Raw genomic sequence first — 20,446 nt, forward strand, 5'->3', positions numbered from 1 at the left:
TTAGAGATTGAACTATGGGAAAACCGTTCTGGCGAAGTGTTGAATACTTTTTTACAGGAAACTACACCGCTGATGATGGTGATAATAATATTGTTGCTATCGGATTTGGCGGCCAAATTCATGCGTATGGTGGTAATGATCATATCGCGTTAGGTTCAATTGCGGCCTCGGTTTATACCGGTTCAGGCAATGATACTGTAGTCGGTGGTTCAGCCTACCTGAAAATCAACGATACCAGCGGTAACCTGAATGTAACAGGGGCATCCGGGTATGCGGAAATCGAAAAAGAAGGTGAAGGTAATATTGTTTTTTCGGGGGCAGCCGGTGGTGCGGTTATCCAGCATAATGGCCGATCCGGTCATCTGAACTATTCAGGCGCGGGCGCTTACAATAGCCTTAATCGTCATGGTGAAAATGGCAATATCACATTTTCCGGCGCTGGCGGTTATAACCATTTCTACTCAGATGTTACCCACGGCAATATCCATTTTATGGGAGCGGGTGGCTATAACCAGATCACGCGGAAAGGAACGGATGATAATTTCGGCGGAGAAGGTATGGCCTATGCAAAAGCAGAAGAGATGGTTCTGATGTCGGCAACGCTGGCAGGCAACTGGATCCAGAACCATCAGAAAGTCACCGCCGTTAAATCAGCACGGGAAACCAATACCCACCTCTTTGCACTTGTTGATGGAAACATAACCAAAGTCAATAAGATCCATCTGAGCAATGATCCGCAAACCGGCAGACTGAAATATTTCACGACATCGTGGTTCAAGGAAGGCAATCACCTTAATAATCTGGCATCACATGATATCTCCGAACGTAACGGTTTCCAGATTATCAACCTTGATAACGCCTATACCCTGTCTGGCCTGAAGGCTGAATATCATCAGGCATTTACGATACATGCGATAGAGAAAGAACTGCCGGAAAATGAGTGGGTAACTTATGCTGACGGTGTTCAGATCGCGGCAGAAAATATTACGCTGTCAGATGCCCGAATGGGGGGATATGCCATTTCCACCGATGGCTCAACGGTTGATGTAAAACCGGTAAAATCCAATCGGATGGAAAATACTTATTTGTATGCCCGTGTGTTGGGGGAATATACCAAGGTTGTGGTCGTTCAACTGAAAAACGATCCTGAAACCGGGAAGCTGAAATACATCGCCACACCGTGGTACAAAGCTGGTGATCAAACGGCAGTGATGGCTGATCAATTTATCGGCCCTAATTACGGTTATTCCTCTTTGGGTAAAGGCAGTTATACGCTGAGAGATGTGCATTACAGCGTCAATACCGTCAGGGTAACATCCGGAACCCTTGCTGATGTGAGCAGTGCCCGTGAACAGGCATTATTCACGTCTGATATAAAAAAAAGTGACAGCAGCGGTGATGTCCGGTTCGAAGGCGCGGGAGGGGGAAATGTTATTAAATCCAATGTGGCCCGTGGCAATGTTTACTTTAAAGGGGCGGGTCTTGCGAATGTTATTCTGCACAACTCGGAAATTGGTGATACCGAATTCAGGGGGGCTGGTGCGGCAAATGTTATTTTCAAGAAAGGTAAAAAAGGCCATCTGAATTTCAACGGTGGCGGTATCGCTAATGTTATTACCCATATCAGCACATCTCATCTTACATCCGATTCGTCTCCGTCTGATTTACCGCAAACCGATGACAGTCATAGTCGGGTTATCGCTTTGGGTGGCGCTAATGTCCTGACCCGCAAAGGTTATGGCCGGGTCTTTTCTGTGATGGGAGGTGGTGCAAATGTACTGACTCATCTCGGGAATGGCGAAACAACCGGTGTCATGATGGGCGGTGCCAATGTTCTGACCAAAGTGGGTAACGGAGAAACCACCGGTATCATGCTGGGGCTGGGCAATGTTCTGACCCATGTGGGTAACGGCAGAACGCTGGGTACGATGGGCGCTGTCGGTAACGTCTTTACCAAAGTGGGAGACGGCGAAACCATTGCCGCCATGCTCGCTGCCGGTAATATTTTTACCCATATCGGGGACGGTGAAGTCTGCGCAATGATGGCTGGTGGTGGCAATGTCTTTACCAAAGTGGGTAACGGCAATGCGCTGGCGCTGATGGTGGCGCTGGGTAATGTGTTCACTCATGTAGGAGATGGCCTGAGTGTTGCCCTGATGGTGGCGAAAGGCAACCTTGCCACCAAAGTAGGGAATGGTGAAAGCCTTGCTGCCATGATTGGTGTGGGCAATGTAATGACCCATATTGGCAACGGTAATACCTTTGCTGCGATGGTGGGGGAAGCCAATATTTTCACCAAAGCGGGCGATGAACTGACAGCGGCCGTGATGATTGGCAAGGCTAACATCTATACCCATGTGGGTCAGGGCACCAGTATCGGGTTGTTTGCCGGTAATGCCAATATCATGACCAAAGTGGGGGATGGCACAACGTTGGCCGCGATGTTTGGTCAGGCTAACGTGATGACTCACGCTGGTCGTGGGCTGACCGGCGTACTGGCATTAGGTGAAGCCAATGTGGTGACGAAAGTCGGTCACGATTTTATGGGGGTTTTAGCTGCGGCTAAAGCCAACGTGACAACGCATGTTGGTCATGGCATTACCGCCGGCGTCTTGTTGGGTAAGGGGAATATTCTGACTAAAGTCGGTAATGGGACAACGGTCGGCCTGCTTGTTTCCAAATTCGGCAATATCATGACCCATGTTGGCGATGGCAATACCGTGGGTTTTGCCAAAGGTACGCTGAACCTGATGACCAAAATGGGAGACGGTCTGGCGGTCAATGCCGCCTGGGGTGATGCCAATATTATGACCCATGTGGGAGCCGGGGATCACTATAACTTTGCCAGAGGGAAAGCCAATCTGGTGACCAAGATCGGCGATGGACGTGCGGTTAGTGTTGTACAAGGCTCGGCTAACATTTTGACTCATTTAGGTCATGGTGATGATTATTCCGGCGCGTGGGGTAAAGCGAATGTGATCACCAAAGTGGGGAATGGCCGTCAGGTTACACTGGCTAAAGGTGATGCAAATATTGTCACGCATGTGGGGCAGGGTGACAGCTTTAATGCCCTGTGGAGCCAAAGCAATGTTGTCACCAAAGTGGGTGATGGTATGCAGGTTACTGCCGCGAAGGGTAAAAGTAATATCACAACCAGCATAGGAAATGGCCTGAGCGTGGTTGCTGCCCACGGTGATTTGAACGTAAATACCAAAGTGGGCGATGGTATCTCGGTCAATGTGGCATGGGGTAAGCTCAATGTCAGCACCAAAGTGGGTGACGGACTGAATGTCTCGGTAATGAAAGGCACCGGCAATGCCAACATCCATGTTGGTGACGGGATGAATATTCACGCTTCTTATGCCCGTAATAATGTCGCCATTCAAATCGGTAACGGGGATTTTTACAATCTGGCGCTGGCCTCCAGCAATACGGAAAGCCATAAACTGGCAACGCTGTTCGGTAATATCAAACAGACATTACTGGGAGCTATGGGCAGTCAGGGAATTAACTTTCTGGTGCAGGGTGATGAAGCCAATACATCGGGCAGTTACCGTGGGCGGGGTGCCATCAATTTGCCGGAAATAAACAACCTGAAAGGTTTTGAACTGACGGAAATCGGTGAAGTCAGCTCTACGCTTTCCACTGATCTGCATGCTTCGGTGAGCCAGCTGAAAACACCGGATGTCGGCAGGCTGGAAGCCATCATGAACGGGGAAGAGCAACCTACGAAAAATCAGAAGCCTAACCTGATTATCAACGGGGATTTCGAGGCCGGTACACAGGGCTGGCAAGCGACCAACGGGATTGAAGCCCAGCATCCGGCGGCGTCTTATGGGCTGGATAACGCAGGCCACGGTAGTCATGTGACTGAACTGGATGCTCATGCCAACACCACCATTTATCAGGATCTCCACCAGCTTAAAGCGGGAGAAGTCATTACCCTTGATTTTGACTTTGCACCGCGTGCAGGCAGCACCGATGATAACGGTATAGAAGTGCTCTGGAACGATCAGGTTGTTTTCTCATCTTCGGACGATAGGATCGCCTGGCAGCATAAACAACTGGTACTGGTTGCTCAGGCGGGCAGTAACCGGTTGGCATTCAGCGGCACCGGCAGAAGTGATGGCCGAGGTTACATTCTGGATAACATTGTTGCATGCTCAAATCGTTCTGGAAGTGTCAAAGTGAAGCAGACACCACAAACTTCAGTGGCTGGTGAGGTACTGGATGATAAGGAGAATGCTGAAGCTGACAGTGAACGACTGATGCAGGAGAAAGAACAACAACTGGCGGCGATTGCGGATACTCAGAATCAACTGGAAGCAACGGATCTTGATGCCCTTAATACGAACGGTCTGGCACAGCGTGATGTCATCAGGCAAGAGGAGCAGGCTATTACTGATGATCTACTGGCAAAAGCTAAGGCGCTGGAAAGTCTCGATAACCAGCCAAACGGGCATCATCAGGGAGATTCCGGTACACAATGGCGACATGATTATGCAGGCAGGTTGTTGGATGATCTCCAGTCACAACTGGATAAAGCAAAAAACCTTGCCGATCAGCAACTGGAGTCTTCAAATTCATCTATTCTGCAACACCGGAATCAAATCGATACAGCTCTGGAAAAATCGGAAGCGGGTATTGTCAGAAGTGAACAGAATCAACGGAATGCGCAGCAGGATATTACAGATGCCCGCAGCCGGGCAGAATTCCGGTCGCAAGAGGCACTGTCACAGCAAAAACGGGCTGCACAGGCTGCCGCTGATGGGTATAGCGCTGCCCAGCAGGCAGAGCAGGATGCTGCCATTGAAGCGAAAAACAGCAGCCAGAAAACCGCTCGCAGAGAAAACAAGGGGAGTGGTTTGTCCGGCTTGGCTTATGAACCAAGTGGAGCAGAACATACCGGTAGCCATATTGCTCAGGATATAGCTGCGCAGGGTGAGGGGCGTTTCAGGCTGGAACTCCCGGAGTCAGACGATAATCTGGTGCCATTGGCGGATGCAAAACAGGCGCTGGATCGTTTACAAATTAAAGCAGGCATTATTTCCAGAAAGACAAATATTGAGCCTACCCGACAGCCAGATGAGCAGCCCCGCAATATCGCTCTGCCTGATGAGGTTAATCGGGAAATTGATGCGTCTGAAACCCTGAGCAGGGCATTGCCTGATATTTCAGCTACGGTGACAGATAAGCTGGAAGCACTGGGGAATGAGCGTTTAGTCGGGGATTATGGTTTACCGCAAAACAGACAGATATCGTCAAACACTGCCTCACTATCCACGGTTACGGCAAGGGCACAAAAAGTCGCGGATATCTATCGTTGGCTGGATAGTGACACTGAGCGGCTGATGGATTTTTCAGCGGATGATTATATCCCTGTACCGGGAATTGCCCGTATTGATACCGAGTTTTATGAGAGTCATCGACAAAAGATGATCGATTATATCGAAGGTTATCTCAACAGTATTAAACACACTATTCCCCGGACTCAGGTATCCTCACTGGCAAAATTATTTGTGGAATCCACCATTGATTATGACTGGGATAAACGTGTCCGTTTCATGGCTCAGTTGGAGCAGTACGGCTACCATTTTGATCCGGCTGACGGTGAACAAAGTGTGGTGACATTGCGTTCGGGGAATAATTCCCAGCAATACCGTGAGTTGCTGAATGCTGCCCAGCCTAATGGAAAGAAAGTCGTTTATGACACTGATTTACCGGGGCATGCGTTCAGTAACACATTGAGTGAGCGACTGCTGGATTGGGCCTCACATTCGCTTGACCCTCATGATATTCGTCAAAAAGAGCAGCAATCAGCCATTGAGGCCTCTGTCCGCAGCAATATGGGGCTTTGGAGTTCAGTGTATGCAACTAAAGCCCGCGGGGATGTCTATGTGATAGCAGAAGGTGGTCTGCTGTTGGGTAGCACCTTCTGGAACCTCGAATTACCGGTACTCCGCCAATTACAGCGTGAAGGGATGGTCGGTGAGATCCGTTTACTGGATAAACCCGCTTCCGAATATAAACATTTGCCATTGAAACAGATAGGCAGCCGGCTGAACGATAATGATATTGGCATGAAAGTACGTTTCGATGCCCTGAATCCGGTTGAGCAACAAAAATATCGGGAGATAAATGCCGATCATTATCAGCCGGATACATTAGTTGATTTGAACGTCAGGCTGGGTGCTATTGATAGTATGCTGAATAAAGCACTGCCGTTTTATCGTCTGCGTTCTGAACTGAATATTCTCATCCGTGAAGGGGCAGATAATACTTTTGAAGTGCATTCATGGCCGGAAAATCGTCATTCTCCGATTAAGATGATTAAGGTGGAAAACCCGAAAGATCCGGCACAGCTTAAAGTCATTGAACAATTCATTCTGGCTAATTATGAGAGTTATGACCAGTTCCCCAAAGAACTGCATTTCGTCGAAAATAATATCGTTTCTTATGATCAACGGCGTACGCGGGTTTTGGCTGAAAAAATTAACGGTCGCTGGAGTTACCGCCCATCTGCTGAATTGATGTCAGCCGATGAATTGCAACAAAAGGCTTACATAAAAGGTAAGCCAATGGGTGAAAGTTACCGTAACGTCATTGACGCGCTGCAACGTTATGAGCAGGCACTGATGGAAGACAGGGATTATTCACTGGATGCCATCGAAAAATTAACTTACCTCTGTCAGCAGGTTGAAGGCTATGTGCTTGGGCACGCGGATTCAAAACGGACTCCGGCGATGCAACAACTGTTATCCCAGATTTATGGACGCCTTTCTGAATCCATGACTCTGGCGGAGCCGACACTGCGAAGTTCAGGTGAAGGCAGCTTCAGCGAACTGTACAACAAACTGTCCAACTCTAAGCTCAGTGATTCCAAACACCTCTATATTGATACGCAGGGGGATTTCGTCACGCAGGGCCGATTCAGTGTGAAGATAGCCAAAGACACTGCGGGTAAGGGAGTCAGACTGGTTATGGAGTCCGTTACCCGGGAATATGGACAGGACGTCACCAACGCCATCTTCTCCAAACTGAAAGCCAGTGATCTGGCAAAAGATGGTATCGGGATCGATATTTCAGGCCTCAAAAAAGTCCATCGGGAAATTGAGCGTCACTTATCGCCGGTCAGCGCCACCCTCTATATCTGGAAACCGAGTGATCACAGTAGTGTGGGACATGCCGCGCTGCAAATTGGTCACGGACGTGTGAAAGTCAGCCCTGAAGAAGTCAGGGATTTCAATGATATGAACTATGTGAGCTGGTGGCCGGCAGGTAGTAAGTCCCTTAATTTACAGGAACTGATGGAGACAAATAATAGTCAGTCTGATTTTCGGATCCGCTGGCGTGACCTCAGTATGCCCGCTCATCAGAATCCGGCTTTGAGATATGACGTTGCCTCCGAAGAAGATGATGATTTTGGCTTGGTTGATGGCTCAGATGAACTCAAAGAATTCGTTGAAAAACTAAGGGCCGTAAAAGGCGTGGATGCCAAGTTTAAGGATGTCAGTGAAAGTTTCGCGATGGCTGCACTGGCTAATCCTGAGATGCTTAAATCGGCTGAGATACCGCCTCATATTTATCAGCCATTCCTTGCCCAGTGGCGGGATGACAATATGGATATGCAGGAAGTGGCTCAGCGTTTTGCCGAAGTACTGCGTATGGCAGCAGAATTGCAGAATTCTAAACGCATGGAGCATTTAATTGGCAATGTGACGCGCCAGTTCGCTGAACGAGAATTGGCTGACATTAACGCTTTTAAAGATGGCAAAGCCGATCAGGGACGGGTATTCCGCATCAATCTGGAAGGCCTTGATGTAGCGGCAATGCAGGCTGAGTGGGAAAAAATCAGCACAGACCCGGATGCGCGCTACCAACTTTTCGCCAAAAACTGCTCAACGGTTGTTGCCCGTGTTCTGAAAGCCGGCGGTGCAGAAAATGTTCTCGGCCATGCGTGGCGTCCCGGATATGGTATCTGGAAACCTAATGATCTCTTTCAATTTGGTCAGGCATTGCAGAAGGCTACACAGGCTGAGCGGATCAAATATAAATATCGTCGTTTAAATAGTGATGGTGTGGGACGGATCCTGGACCAGCCGGATGATCTTTATGAAGAGATACTGGAAAAAGTGGCGATTGAAAATGATGGCTCACCATTACGTGACAGTGAGCCACGTAACCCGCTGGCACGCTTTATGAATAATGAGCTGTACGGGATGAGAGATGATCGCCGGCGTATCGGTAAAGCAGTGCAAATAGGGCTTAGCCGGGCAATTGAGCGAAAGATGGCAGAAAAAGTCACATTGCGTGGTGAAGCGGGGCGTCTGGAAGGTTATTACCATCTGAGTGCTGTGGAGCCGTCCGACAAGGTTGTTCTGTTTATTCATGGTTCAGGCTCTTCCGCAGAAGAACAAGCCAGTAAAATCCAGACGCATTATCAACAGCAGGGTGTTGATATGCTGGCTGTCAGTATGCGTGGTTACGGTACCAGTGATGGTCGCCCCAGTGAAAACGGTCTGTATCAGGATGCGCGTACCATGTTCCGTTATCTGGTCAACAATCGTGGTATTAAACCAGAAAATATTGTGATTCACGGCTATTCAATGGGGGCACCGATTGCCGCTGATCTGGCCCGTTATGTTGGACGAAGAGGGCAACCTGTTGCCGGCCTGTTGTTTGACAGACCGATGCCCAGTATGACCAAAGCTATTACGGCTCATAATATCCTGAATCCGACAGGGGTGGTTTCTGTACTGGCAAAATCGGTTAACGGAAAATTCTCAGTAGAGAAGAACCTACAGGGGATTAGCAAAAAGACACCTATTATGGTGCTTACTGGTCGGGACGGGCTGGGAACCGAAGGCGAAAAACTGCGTACTAAACTCATTAGTACCGGTTATAACATCTCTGGTGAACATACTTATCTGGGACATGATTCCAGCCGCCGGATGATGGAACTGTACGCTAATAAGATCGTTACCAACTTGTTTGAAAGCAACTCGCTTGAAAGCAACTTTCCTGAAAGGAATTTATCTGAAACTAACGTGCGAGAACAGGAAAGTATTGCTATCAAACGCATCAAGAACGATTTGAAGCGTTATATGCAGTTTTTACAGTCCCATACAGATAAAACCGGCAGAGTGTACGATCTGCGGGCGACAAAAAAATTCCTGTCAGGCTACGGGCATAATCGGGCTGAGCATCTGGTTGAGAGTTTCCATGCTGATATGGGGATTAAGCAACTGGTGGATCTGCTACTGAAAGGCAACTGGACAGCGGAACAGAAAGGCGCGTTATCCTGGGAAATTGAAAACCGGGCACTGAAACTCAGCTTGCGACCAAGAATGGAAAAACACAGCCGTTTGTTCCGGGATGTTGCTTCTACCGGTACTGAGGACTTACAGGCAAACGAACATCTGGCTCCTCAACTGATGTTGCTGAATCTGTCCAATGATGGTTTCGGCGGGCGCTGCATGCCGCTGTCAGAGCTGGTTCTACTGGCAAAACATCTTGAGAATGACGGGCAGGAGAATGTCAGCAATGATTTTCTGAAAAAACTCTACTCTGCGGCTTCCGTCCTCAGCCATCCGGAACTATATGCTGAATCGGAACAAGCGAACGCCAGTAAATTGCTCGGTGCACTCTCTGCACTTTATATCCGTGCACCAATGTATGACAACACGTTCAGGGCATGGAAGAAAAAACTGATTGGTAATCAGGCATTAACCGTGAAGGATGTCATCGACGAAATTACAGTGCCTAATGCCGATGGCCGGTCGATTTTACTTGAGCTGAATACATCGGATCATGCTATGGCGGCGTGGTCAAAAGACAGCAGCGGAACGCGGATGTATGGTTTCTATGATCCTAATGTCGGCATTGTGGAATTCTCCTCAGCAGAAAAATTCAGCGCTTATGTTAAGCGTTTCTTCAGCCGTTCTGGCATGAATATGGCGCAATACTACGGTATGCCTAAAAATGAACATCAGGAAAGCTTTTTCAATCAGGTGATTGTTGTGGATGGCCGGGCGTTGGCCTCTTATCGTCCGGTCATTGATGACAAAATGAACCTGAGAGATATTCTGGCAATGGAAATCTTTGATGGCTCACCCATGAAAAATGCTTTAGGTACAGAACGTCCGCTACATAACCAAAATGTCTCTTCGTGGGAAGACATTACCGTCACACCGCAACCGGAAAGCGGAAGCAGCCGTTTTGACAGCCAGATCATTATCCAGACTGAGAATGATCCGGTTGTTGCCAGAGCCGCGGCTAATCTGGCAGGGAAACACCCTGATTCCAGTATCGTTGTGCAGTTTGACTCTACTGGCCAATATCGGGTGGTATACGGTGATCCAGCCAGACTGACAGGTAAACTGCGCTGGCAGATTATCGGTCACGGGCGTGAAATTACTGAATTAAACCATACCCGCATGGGGGGCTATAATGCGGCTGAATTAGCGATCAATTTAAAACAGTTCAGCCGTGATTTCCGCTATGGCGGAACACCGGAGCATATCAGTCTGGTGGGATGTTCTCTGATCAGTGATGATAAGCGCGATGGCTTTGCCCGTCATTTTATGACTGAACTTAAACAGCAGGGCATTCTTGCTTCAGTCTCGGCGCGCAGTAGTAATATTGCCGTGGATAATACAGGTCGTAAATATACCAGAAGAGATGCACAAGAACAGTGGGTGCATAAGCTGCATGACAATAAAACGGTTCTTAGCTGGAATGCTAACGATGAACTGGAAACCCGCTCAGAACGGGTACGTCATGGAATCTCTGAAAGTGACATTGTACTTGCGCGTATAGGTAGCCGGAATACCAATACAGCCGCCACCGGCGCGATTGCCGATAACAATGAAACCTTTCACTCACCCCGTAAGCGCCTTGTACTGGATAACGATGATGCGAGCAGACCATCAAAAAGCAATCAACTGAGTTATTCCGGCAATGTGCAGCTACACATTGGTGACGGAGAATTCACTTCCATTAACTGGGGAACCACAAATGTCGGCCTTAAATTAGGAACGGGAGGCTTTAAGTCTCTGGCGTTTGGCGATAATAACGTCATGGTTCATCTGGGAGACGGTGACAGCAAACACAGCGTGAATATTGCCGGTTATCAGGCACTGGAAGGCGCACAACTGTTTATCGGCAACCGGAACATCAGCTTTAATCAGGGACGCAGTAACGATCTGATTGTCATGATGGATAAATCTATTCCGACTCCGCCCATGCTTAACCCGTTTGACGGCGTATCCCGAATGTCAGGCGTTTTGCAGGATATCTCCGGTTCGTTCTCTTCTCCGGGCTGGCTGGCTGCTCAGGAAGAGCAATGGACAATCGCCAGTGTGAAAAAATACCTACAGGATATGTCAGGGCTGGATTTGACCAGCAGTGTGGACTACCGTTCACTGACTGAGATGGGTTCTCAGGAATTACGCAGTGGCCGTGGCCTGAAGAACGATATCGAAAGCGCACTGAACAAAAAATACAATCAGTGGCTGGGAGGAGAGGCGCCGAAAGTCAGTAATCTCAGCCGGGCAGACCGATTCCGACAGGCCAATGAAAAACTCGCCTTTAACTTTGCTGTTGGCGGGCGCGGTGCGGATATTCAGGTGACAACCGGTAGCTGGAATTTTATGTTCGGTGACAATATTCAGTCTCTGCTGGATATTAATCTGGGATCGCTGTTTGGCCTGATGACTCAGCAGTACACAACAACAGGGCTGGCGAGAACGACATTCACTTATAGTGTTCTGGATTTACCGCGCCAGCTAAAAAATAAACTGTTGCGGAGCCTTGCCCGTGTTGATGCAGATACCACTTTAGGCGAAATCTTTAATGTGGATTACACCGCGGAAGGTCACATTATCTCCCGAAACGGTCAGCCTTTGGATGGCGTTGCGGTTATACAGGAGATGCTGGAGGTCATCAGCGGCTTTAGCAGTGATCAGTTAAAGGCGCTTATTGATCCGCAAACCCTGAAAGATTACATCAAAGAGCATTCAGCGGCAGATACTGATGCCCTGAATTCTTTCCTTGAAAATCACGGGCTGAAAACGAAAGCCCCTGTTGATGACCAGCCAAAACAGGCTGAAGAACAGTCCGGAAACAATGTTCAGCCAGAACGCACAGCCGGTTTTAACTCATTTAACCTGCCAAACCTGTTTGCAACCTTGTTCAGCCAGAAAAAACAGCAGGATATGCAAAATCTGGTCACCAGTCTGAAACAGAACCTGACCGCAGATTTACTGAATATGCAGGACAAGACCTTTGATTTCCTGCGTAACAGCGGTCATCTGCAAGGTGACGGTGATATTCACATTTCTCTGGGTAACTATAACTTTAACTGGGGTGGTGACGGTAAAGATATGGGCGCTTATCTGGGCGATAACAACAACTTCTGGGGAGGCCGTGGTGACGATGCGTTCTACTCGCTCGGCACTTCAAATGTTTTCACCGGCGGTGAAGGTAATGATATGGGCGTTCTGATGGGACGGGAAAACATGATGTTCGGCGGAGCCGGAGATGATGTTGCCGTGTTGGCTGGCCGTATTAACTACGCCTATATGGGCAAGGGGAACGATCAGGTCTTTGCCTTTGGTGAAGGCGGAGTCATTGAAGGGGGAGAAGGACGTGACTATATCGTGGCCTCCGGTAACTTTAACAGTATCGATAGCGGGGAAGGGCAGGATTACGTCGTTGCCATCGGTAACAACAATCAGGTGGCACTCGCAGAAGGCAATGATTTTGCGACGGTATTCGGCAATGAGAACCGGATTGAAGGTAATAAAGGCAATGATTCCATCAAACTGATGGGTTATCACGTCCTGATCAATGGCGGAGAAGGAAATGATCACCTGATCGCCGATGTGGTTTCCAAATTCAGCCAGTTGAATGGCGGTGACGGTGATGATCTGTTGGTACTGGGGGGATATCAGAACCGATTTACGGGGGGGACAGGTGTAAATAGTTTTGTCGTCAGTGGTGATGTGATTGATAACACCGTTGAAGATATCAAATCCAGCGACAAAATTATCTTCAATAACCTGAACTGGCAGAACCTGTGGTTCCAGCGCAGCGGCTATGACTTGGTACTGCTGACAGCCCGTCATGTCACCGATACCTCTGCTCAGGGGCGGTTTGAAGCCACCGGTTCGGTCACTTTCAATGATTACTTCAATGGTAATCAGGCGGATATTATCACCCGGATAGGGGATAAAGATGCGAGAGGAGAACGTGAGTTCACCGCGCTATCAACTCATGCGGTAGATTCACTGGTGCAGGCCATGAGTGGATTTGCCCCGACTGTCGGAAACAGTGGTTTTATAGATTCTCTTGATAACCAGACAAAATCCGCGATTGTCACCGCTTGGTCAGATACAACCATCGGCAAAGACAGACTGATTTGATGTTGTTTTATACCCAATGAATTTACTCAGCCAAAGGCTGGTTTCCGGTGAGAGGCAGAAGCCTCTCACTTATTTTTCATGAGAATAGACGCAGCATGTTTGATTGAAGTGAACGAAATTAACAAAGAGACAATATGAAAGATAATAAACATGTTAATTATCTTTCATTATTAAATGGTTTTATAAAGTTCATACTGTTAAATAATAAAAAATTTTTATTTTTATTTTTATTTTAATATAAGTTAGTGATTTTAATTTTTTAACTAATGTGATTTTATTTATGGGTTTATTCTGGAAATATCTTAGTGTTGGGTCTAGTATTTTATATATGTTTGGTGTAAATCGTGACGCTCACCATTTTTAAATATAGTTAATCTATATGATATTGAATGGTTTTTATATTAATAATTATGTGGGTTATGTTTCTGTGGGGTTATACTCAATGGATTTATATTTTTTTGTAATGATAAAAATAAACACTTCATTAAAATGATGATTGTTTTTATTCTTTCTTTTTAGAGGGGGATTATAATGAATTTAAAACAAAATAATGATTCAATAATAACCGGTCTACCTACTTTCACTCTTATATTACTTGATGGAACTAGGGTAGGTGAGCTATTTGCTAATGGAAATATGCAAATTGGTATCGCTATTGATATATCAGCTGCGACTGGTGATGGTACGCATAAAGTAACATTATCTCCTGAACAATTAGATAGCATTGAGTTAATTGATACAGTAACGCACGAAAATTTAACTGGTGATTGGACATACAGCTCTGAGGAAAACGATTACTCTCACACGTATCCACGAGGTGATGTAACCAGAGGCATAAATTTATCATCTGGAAGAGACACCACCATTGATAATGAATCTCAGCGAAAAGTTTATTGGTTGAAAACAAAAAAAGAGGAAACTAAGAAAATCATCGCGAAAATTACATTGTGTGGGAAAGAATATTTATCAGATCATGCCCATGCAGAAGGATCGCATATTGTTGTTCACGGTCGTCGAGCAATTGTTTATCACCCTGAAAATATAGATTTTAAATTTATAGAAAATATTACTAGCGGGAAATATGAATTTAAATCAACTGAAACTACACATAGTATATTCGGGGATGAAACTCATCCACCAACTTTTTCATATCATGATTGGATTCAAAATAATTATTATATTTTTCCTTTGAGTGGATATGAAGTGAAAGATGTTTATGTCCAACATACAAAAAATGATGAAAATCCTAATAGATATGATTATCTAAGATTTACTCATCATACAAGAGACAATGATCTTTTTCTTTGGTTTATTTGGGGGGGGTATAAAGAAGAAGAGAAAAATGCAGGAGCGTCGTATAACATGGTTGAAAAGTATAAAAGAGATATAACAGTGCGTTATGAAGCAACCCCACAAGTTAAGATAGTAACAACACCACGTACAGATGTCGTTAGCATGAGTCGCCTATATTTTGAAGGTCCACTTTCTAAACGTGGCGGTATATTTCCTGATGATAGTCATTTTTGGAATGATAAACCTAATCAGGTTCCACAGTTTAAATTCCATGATATATATGGTAATGAATCGGTCTTTATAAAAATCATTATGGATAATGCTGATAAGTTTCATTTTCAGGAAGGCTGAATGATATGTGTTTTATTTTATAAATTAGTGAGGATATATAATGGAGATATTAAAAATAATATTTATATTTTAGTCGAGACTGACTATTTAAATATTATTTTATGGTTTTCCAAAATATTTTTTATTTCTGTCATTGCCGGTAATTTAATATATGCCAGATGGGACACTATTTACGTCCTAATTTTAATAAGGTGATAAGTCCTAATTTTAATAAGGTGATAAAGATGAGCACTGACTTTTTTTCTCAGGCCTCGAATTTTCAGAGCACCGCCGCAGGCCGTGTCGATCCGCGCACGGGGCTGTTTAATTATGTGATGCCGGTGGCGCACCTTATCGGCAATAACCTACTGGGGCCGGAGCTGACCCTGGCGCTGGCATACAGCCCGCTGAATTCAGCGGATATCGGCTTTGGCATCGGTTTTTCCCTCGGGCTGACCCACTACGACAGTGACACAAAAATGCTGCAACTCTCCACCGGCGAGCGCTATAAAGTGGATGAAACGGATAAGGCGGTGACCTTACTCCAATACAGGCAGGATGTGGTGCGGTTTGAAAAAAACGGGGCGGAGGATGCGTATCAGGTGATCCATAAATCCGGTCAGGTGGAGATCCTCTCCGGGCCCAAAAATGCCTTTAACCTGAAAGTCCCGGTGAAGATCCTGAATCCGCTGGGGCACAGCCTGCAGCTGGAGTGGGATTATACCGCCGGTGCCGTGCCCTACCTGACGGGGATTTACGATCTGGATAAAAAACACCGGGCACTGCTGACCGTTAAGACAATACCGGGGGTGGCGACCCGGCTGACCGTCTGGCCCGGCATGTCGGAAATGTATGAAATTGAACTGGCGCTGCATAACGGTTGGGTGAGTACCATCACGAACCTGACGGCCGGGCAGACGTTGATCTGGTCACTGGGCTATGACCTGCACTGCCAGTTTTTAAACCGGGTGACGGCCCCGACCGGTTTGCTGGAGGCGGTGACGTATACGCAGGACGGCCACCGTTTTCCGGCTAAGGGACCGGCGTCCGCCTTGCCGTATGTGACCCGTTACAGCCAGTCATCCGGTCTGGAGGGCGCCAGTGTCCGCACGTATACCTATACCAAGAACAACTTTCTCGGCAGTGGGACGGGGGGCGACTGGAGCCGCAATCAGGATTACCTCTACGGGGTGCTGTCCGACTATCAGTACGGCTCCATTGAACGCTGGGACAACGGGCAGGCGGTCCGGGAAATTACCCGGCGCTACAATAATTACCATTTGCTGGTTTCAGAAACGGTACAGCAGAACAACTGCATACGTCAGCATGAAACGGAGTATTACGCCCAAATCGGGGCGGAGTTTGCGCAGCAGCCGCCCCAGTTTCAGCTGCCCAAATCGGCCACGGTCCGCTTTATTGCCGGCAACGGCCAGCGGGAGGAGGTGACCCGGACGGAGTTTGATGCGGCCGGCAACCCCACCCTGCAGATTGCCCCGGACGGCACCCGCACGGTGTGGGTCTATTACCCGGCCAAAGGGGAGGTGACACGGCTGGATGACGATTGCTACGGCTGCCCGGCTGACCCCTACGGGTTTGTCCGTTACGTGAAATCGAAAACGGTGACCCCGGGCGTGGCTTCCCCCATCGGGGCCTATGACGATGCGCCGGGGCATGAGGTGATTTACCGTTATGATTCCCTGCCCACGCTGCCGGGGACCGCGACCAAAGCGGCGGTGGTGCGGACGCAGCAATGTCTGTTCCGGGTGGACCGGCACACCGGACAGCGCCAGTTGTTGCATACGCATCAGACCGGCTATGTCAGCCGGCAACACTCCCACCACTACGGGCGGGTAGATAGCCTTGCTCAGACGGTGTATGACGGGCAGAACGCCCAGGGATATACCCAGCGACAGGTCTTTCACTATCAGCTGGATAAACAGCACCTGAAACAAACCACGCACTGGACGAGTGAGTATGACGGTCTGACGGCTTCCAGCGTGCAAATCCACTCCTGTTTCAGCCGTAAAGTGGGGTTTGAGCAGGACCACCAGGGCTGTACGGCGCTGTATGAGTATGATGCGTTTGGCCGCCTGTCTAAGCAGCTGAATAATGCCGGGACGGCATACGCCCGTGACATTGAATATGCCTACACCATTGAACAGGCCGGCGTGGTGGCGACCACCCAGAGCGATGTGCTGGGCAATCAGCACCGGACCTGGTTTGACGGACAGGGGCGGCGATGTAAGCAGGCTATGTTGCTGAAAGGGCAGGAGAATACGGGCTGGCAAAAGGTGGCGGAGACGCAGCGGGACAGCTGGGGCCGGGTGGTGAACCAGACCCGGTATGACCGGTTACCGACCGGGAACAACCCGGCGGAAACCGCCTGTATCGCGGTCAGCCAGCAGACAGGCTATGACGACTGGGGACAGCCCTGTGTGATAACGGACGCGACGGGGACACGCCATGTACAGCATTATGATCCGGTGACCCGGATAGCGCAGCAAACCACTCAGGCGGGGGACCTGCCATTTGGCACCACGCAAACCCACTATAACGTGCGGCACCAGCCGCTGACGGTCACCCTGTTCGACCGTCAGCATAAACCGGTATCCCGGCAAAGCCACTGGTATGATGGGCTGGGCCGGTTACGGGCCACTCTGGATACGCTGGGGCAGAAAACGGAATACACCTACGATGCCTTTAACCGGGTCGCGAGCGTCCGCTACAGTGACGGCACGGTGGTACGGAAAACTTATGCGCCGTTCAGTTCCGCTCATTTAGTGGTCAGAATGGACGTGGACGGGCAAGTGCTCGGGGAGCGTGAGTTTGACAGTCTGGGGCGGGTCAAATCGAGCACGGTCGGTGGCCGGACGGAAAAGAACACCTATCAGGGCGTCAGCCCGCTGCCGGACACCGTGACAGATGCTGTGGGGCAGACGGTGACGATGCAATATGAGCCGCGGCTGGGCAATGTCCCTGTCCGTGTGGACGCCCCGGGCCTCACCCAGCAGTTTACCTATCAGGGGAAAAATGGGGCGCTGACCCGGTCGGAGGCGGTCGGACAGGCCACGTTGCAACGCTCTTATACGCCGGCGGGGCAGCTCAAAGAGGAAACGGTGAAGTTTGACGATGCGGGCGCCGGGCCGGCGCGCAGTGCCGTGTATCACTACACCCCGACCGGTCAGCTGACGGCCTGTCAGGATATGACGGGGGTCGCGCACCGGCTGCAGTTTGATGGGCTGGGCCGGCCGGTGAAGGCGGTGGATGAGGCGGTGACGGTGACCCTCCGGTATGATGCGGCCGGGCGGACAGACCGCTGGACGGTGCAGGACAATGCCAGTGGGCAGCAGTTAGTGACCACCCTGACCTTTGATGATTTCAGCCGGGAAATTGCGCGGCGGATTGAAAGCGGGCCGGACATACTGACCCTGAGCCAGACTTATACCCTGACCGGGCAACTGGCGAGCCGGACCACCGCGGTCCGGCCGGCAGACGGCCCCCAGCCCGCGGTGCCATTGCGGGACGAGGCTTATACCTACGATGCGAACCGCCGCTGGCTGACGGATTACCGCTGTTCGGGCACGGAATGCCCGCGGGATGCGTACGGGCAGACTCTGAACCGCCAGCAGTTTACCTATGACCGGCTGGGCAACCTGCTGACCTGTCTCACTACGCTGGCGGACGGCAGTCAGGACACGGCCCGCTTCAGTTATACTAATCCGGCCGACCCTTGTCAGTTGACGAAAATCACCCACAGCCATCCGGCCTATCCGGCTACGATTGTGCTCATTTACGATAAAGCCGGGCGGCTGATTGAGGATGAGTCGCATCGAATGCTGGCCTATGACGGACTGGGCCGGCTGGCGTCCGTCACGCAGGCGGGGAGCACACAGATTTACGGTTATGATGCCAGCGGGCGGCTGGCGTTGCAGCGGCGGGACAAGGCGGACACCCGGGAGCTGTACTATCAGGGAGCAAGCCGGGTGGCAGAAATTCAGCGGGAAAGCGGCGCGGTTACGCGGCTGGTGCAAGCGGGCAGTACGCCCGCGGCGAGTGTCACCGCTGACGGCGTGCATTTACTGGGCACCGACGGGCCGGGCAGTGTGCTGTTAAGCCGTCACAATGACCGGACCTCGCGTTTTCGTTATACCCCGTACGGGCAGCAGGCGGCGGCGGACAGTGACCCGGATTTGCCGGGCTATAACGGGGAGCGGCAGGACCCGGCCGGAGGCGGGTATCATCTGGGCAACGGCTACCGGACGTATAACCCGGTCCTGATGCGGTTTACGGCGCCGGACAGCCTCAGCCCGTTCGGGGCCGGGGGACTGAACCCGTATGCCTATTGTCTGGGTGATCCGATCAACCGGACCGATCCGAGTGGGCACATCAGTGTGGGCAGTATTCTGGGAATAGCGTTAGGTCTGTTTGGCATGGCCGCGGAGTTGGCGGCGGCCATTCCGACCGGCGGGGCATCCCTGACACTGAGCGGTGCTGTGCTCGCTGGGGCCGGTTTTTTGGGGGCCGCGACTGGACTCGCCAGTAGCCTGACCGAGGAAAGTAACCCACAGGCCTCGAGCATTCTGGGCTGGGTGTCAATGGGGGCGGGCGTGGTGAGTATGGTGCCACTGTTTGGGAAACTGGCTAGGGGCATGAAAGCAATGGTAACACAGGTGGGGCGTAGTTTTAATCGTAGTCCGGCTGGACCAGTTATGGAGATAATCGGACCAACAATAGAGGAGTCACCAAGAGGGTTGAATATGGCAGCACCCTTACCGCGGCCATCAAACGCATTAGATGCTTTCGAGAGGGCTGTAAGTGCGGGATGGATTCAAGAAGTACAAACACATGTGCAAACACCATTTATTACACACTCGTTAGAGCTTAGTTTGCCCCAACAGGGAGTACCGAGAATAATAGGTAATACAGAAAATCCATTTTTGCAACTTTTGAGCTTTGATACATCATTGCCCGTTAGTAGAATGAATAATGCGGTTCCTAACTCAGTTATACATGTAGATATTACTATCCCTGTTGCAAGAACACTTTATGCTCCATTCATTAATGATAGAACGGGTCGAGCTGGGGTCGGTTTTATTAATTACATACGGCATGACATAGGTGTGCGTCAAATACTTGCAGCGGAGAATAGGATAAGAGGAACTCAACATATGGTCGAATATCAACAATCAGTTATTAGTTTAATGGAAGAAAACTGGAATAATGTGAGATTGAGTGGCAATCCGAGAGGGTTGATGCAGGCCATCATACAACATCAGATTCCCCAAATTTGGCGGCAATTTTGTACATCTGGTCTGGATGTGTTTGCTTTCTATAACCAACACATATTTATTTGATTTACGAAATGATTATATCGCTATTATTAAATAAAACTGATATTC

At 49.3% G+C, this 20,446-nt stretch carries 3 protein-coding genes; all 3 read left to right on the forward strand.

The annotated features are described in order from the left end of the window. Nucleotides 1-14: 14 nt before the first annotated feature. On the forward strand, nucleotides 15-13,424 hold the full coding sequence (gene rtxA, locus AACS92_RS18020; protein WP_099109073.1) for an MARTX multifunctional-autoprocessing repeats-in-toxin holotoxin RtxA: 13,410 nt from the start codon (nucleotides 15-17) through the stop codon (nucleotides 13,422-13,424). A 531-nt stretch (nucleotides 13,425-13,955) separates the two neighbouring features. After that, a complete protein-coding gene (locus tag AACS92_RS18025) occupies nucleotides 13,956-15,068 on the forward strand; it encodes a hypothetical protein (RefSeq protein ID WP_099109074.1) in 1,113 nt (370 codons plus the stop codon). Nucleotides 15,069-15,292: 224 nt separating this feature from the next. After that, entirely contained in the window at nucleotides 15,293-20,401 is a 5,109-nt protein-coding gene (locus AACS92_RS18030; protein ID WP_193756885.1) for an RHS repeat domain-containing protein, read from the forward strand. Nucleotides 20,402-20,446: the final 45 nt, after the last annotated feature.

Source organism: Xenorhabdus sp. KJ12.1 (genome assembly GCF_963876495.1).
Taxonomy (GTDB): Bacteria; Pseudomonadota; Gammaproteobacteria; order Enterobacterales; family Enterobacteriaceae; genus Xenorhabdus; species Xenorhabdus stockiae.

Bases quoted from the DNA above. Each gene is read 5' to 3' on its own strand.
- AACS92_RS18030 (WP_193756885.1), top strand. From the start codon at position 15,293: ATGAGCACTGACTTTTTTTCTCAGGCCTCGAATTTTCAGAGCACCGCC.
- AACS92_RS18025 (WP_099109074.1), top strand. From the start codon at position 13,956: ATGAATTTAAAACAAAATAATGATTCAATAATAACCGGTCTACCTACT.
- rtxA (WP_099109073.1), top strand. From the start codon at position 15: ATGGGAAAACCGTTCTGGCGAAGTGTTGAATACTTTTTTACAGGAAAC.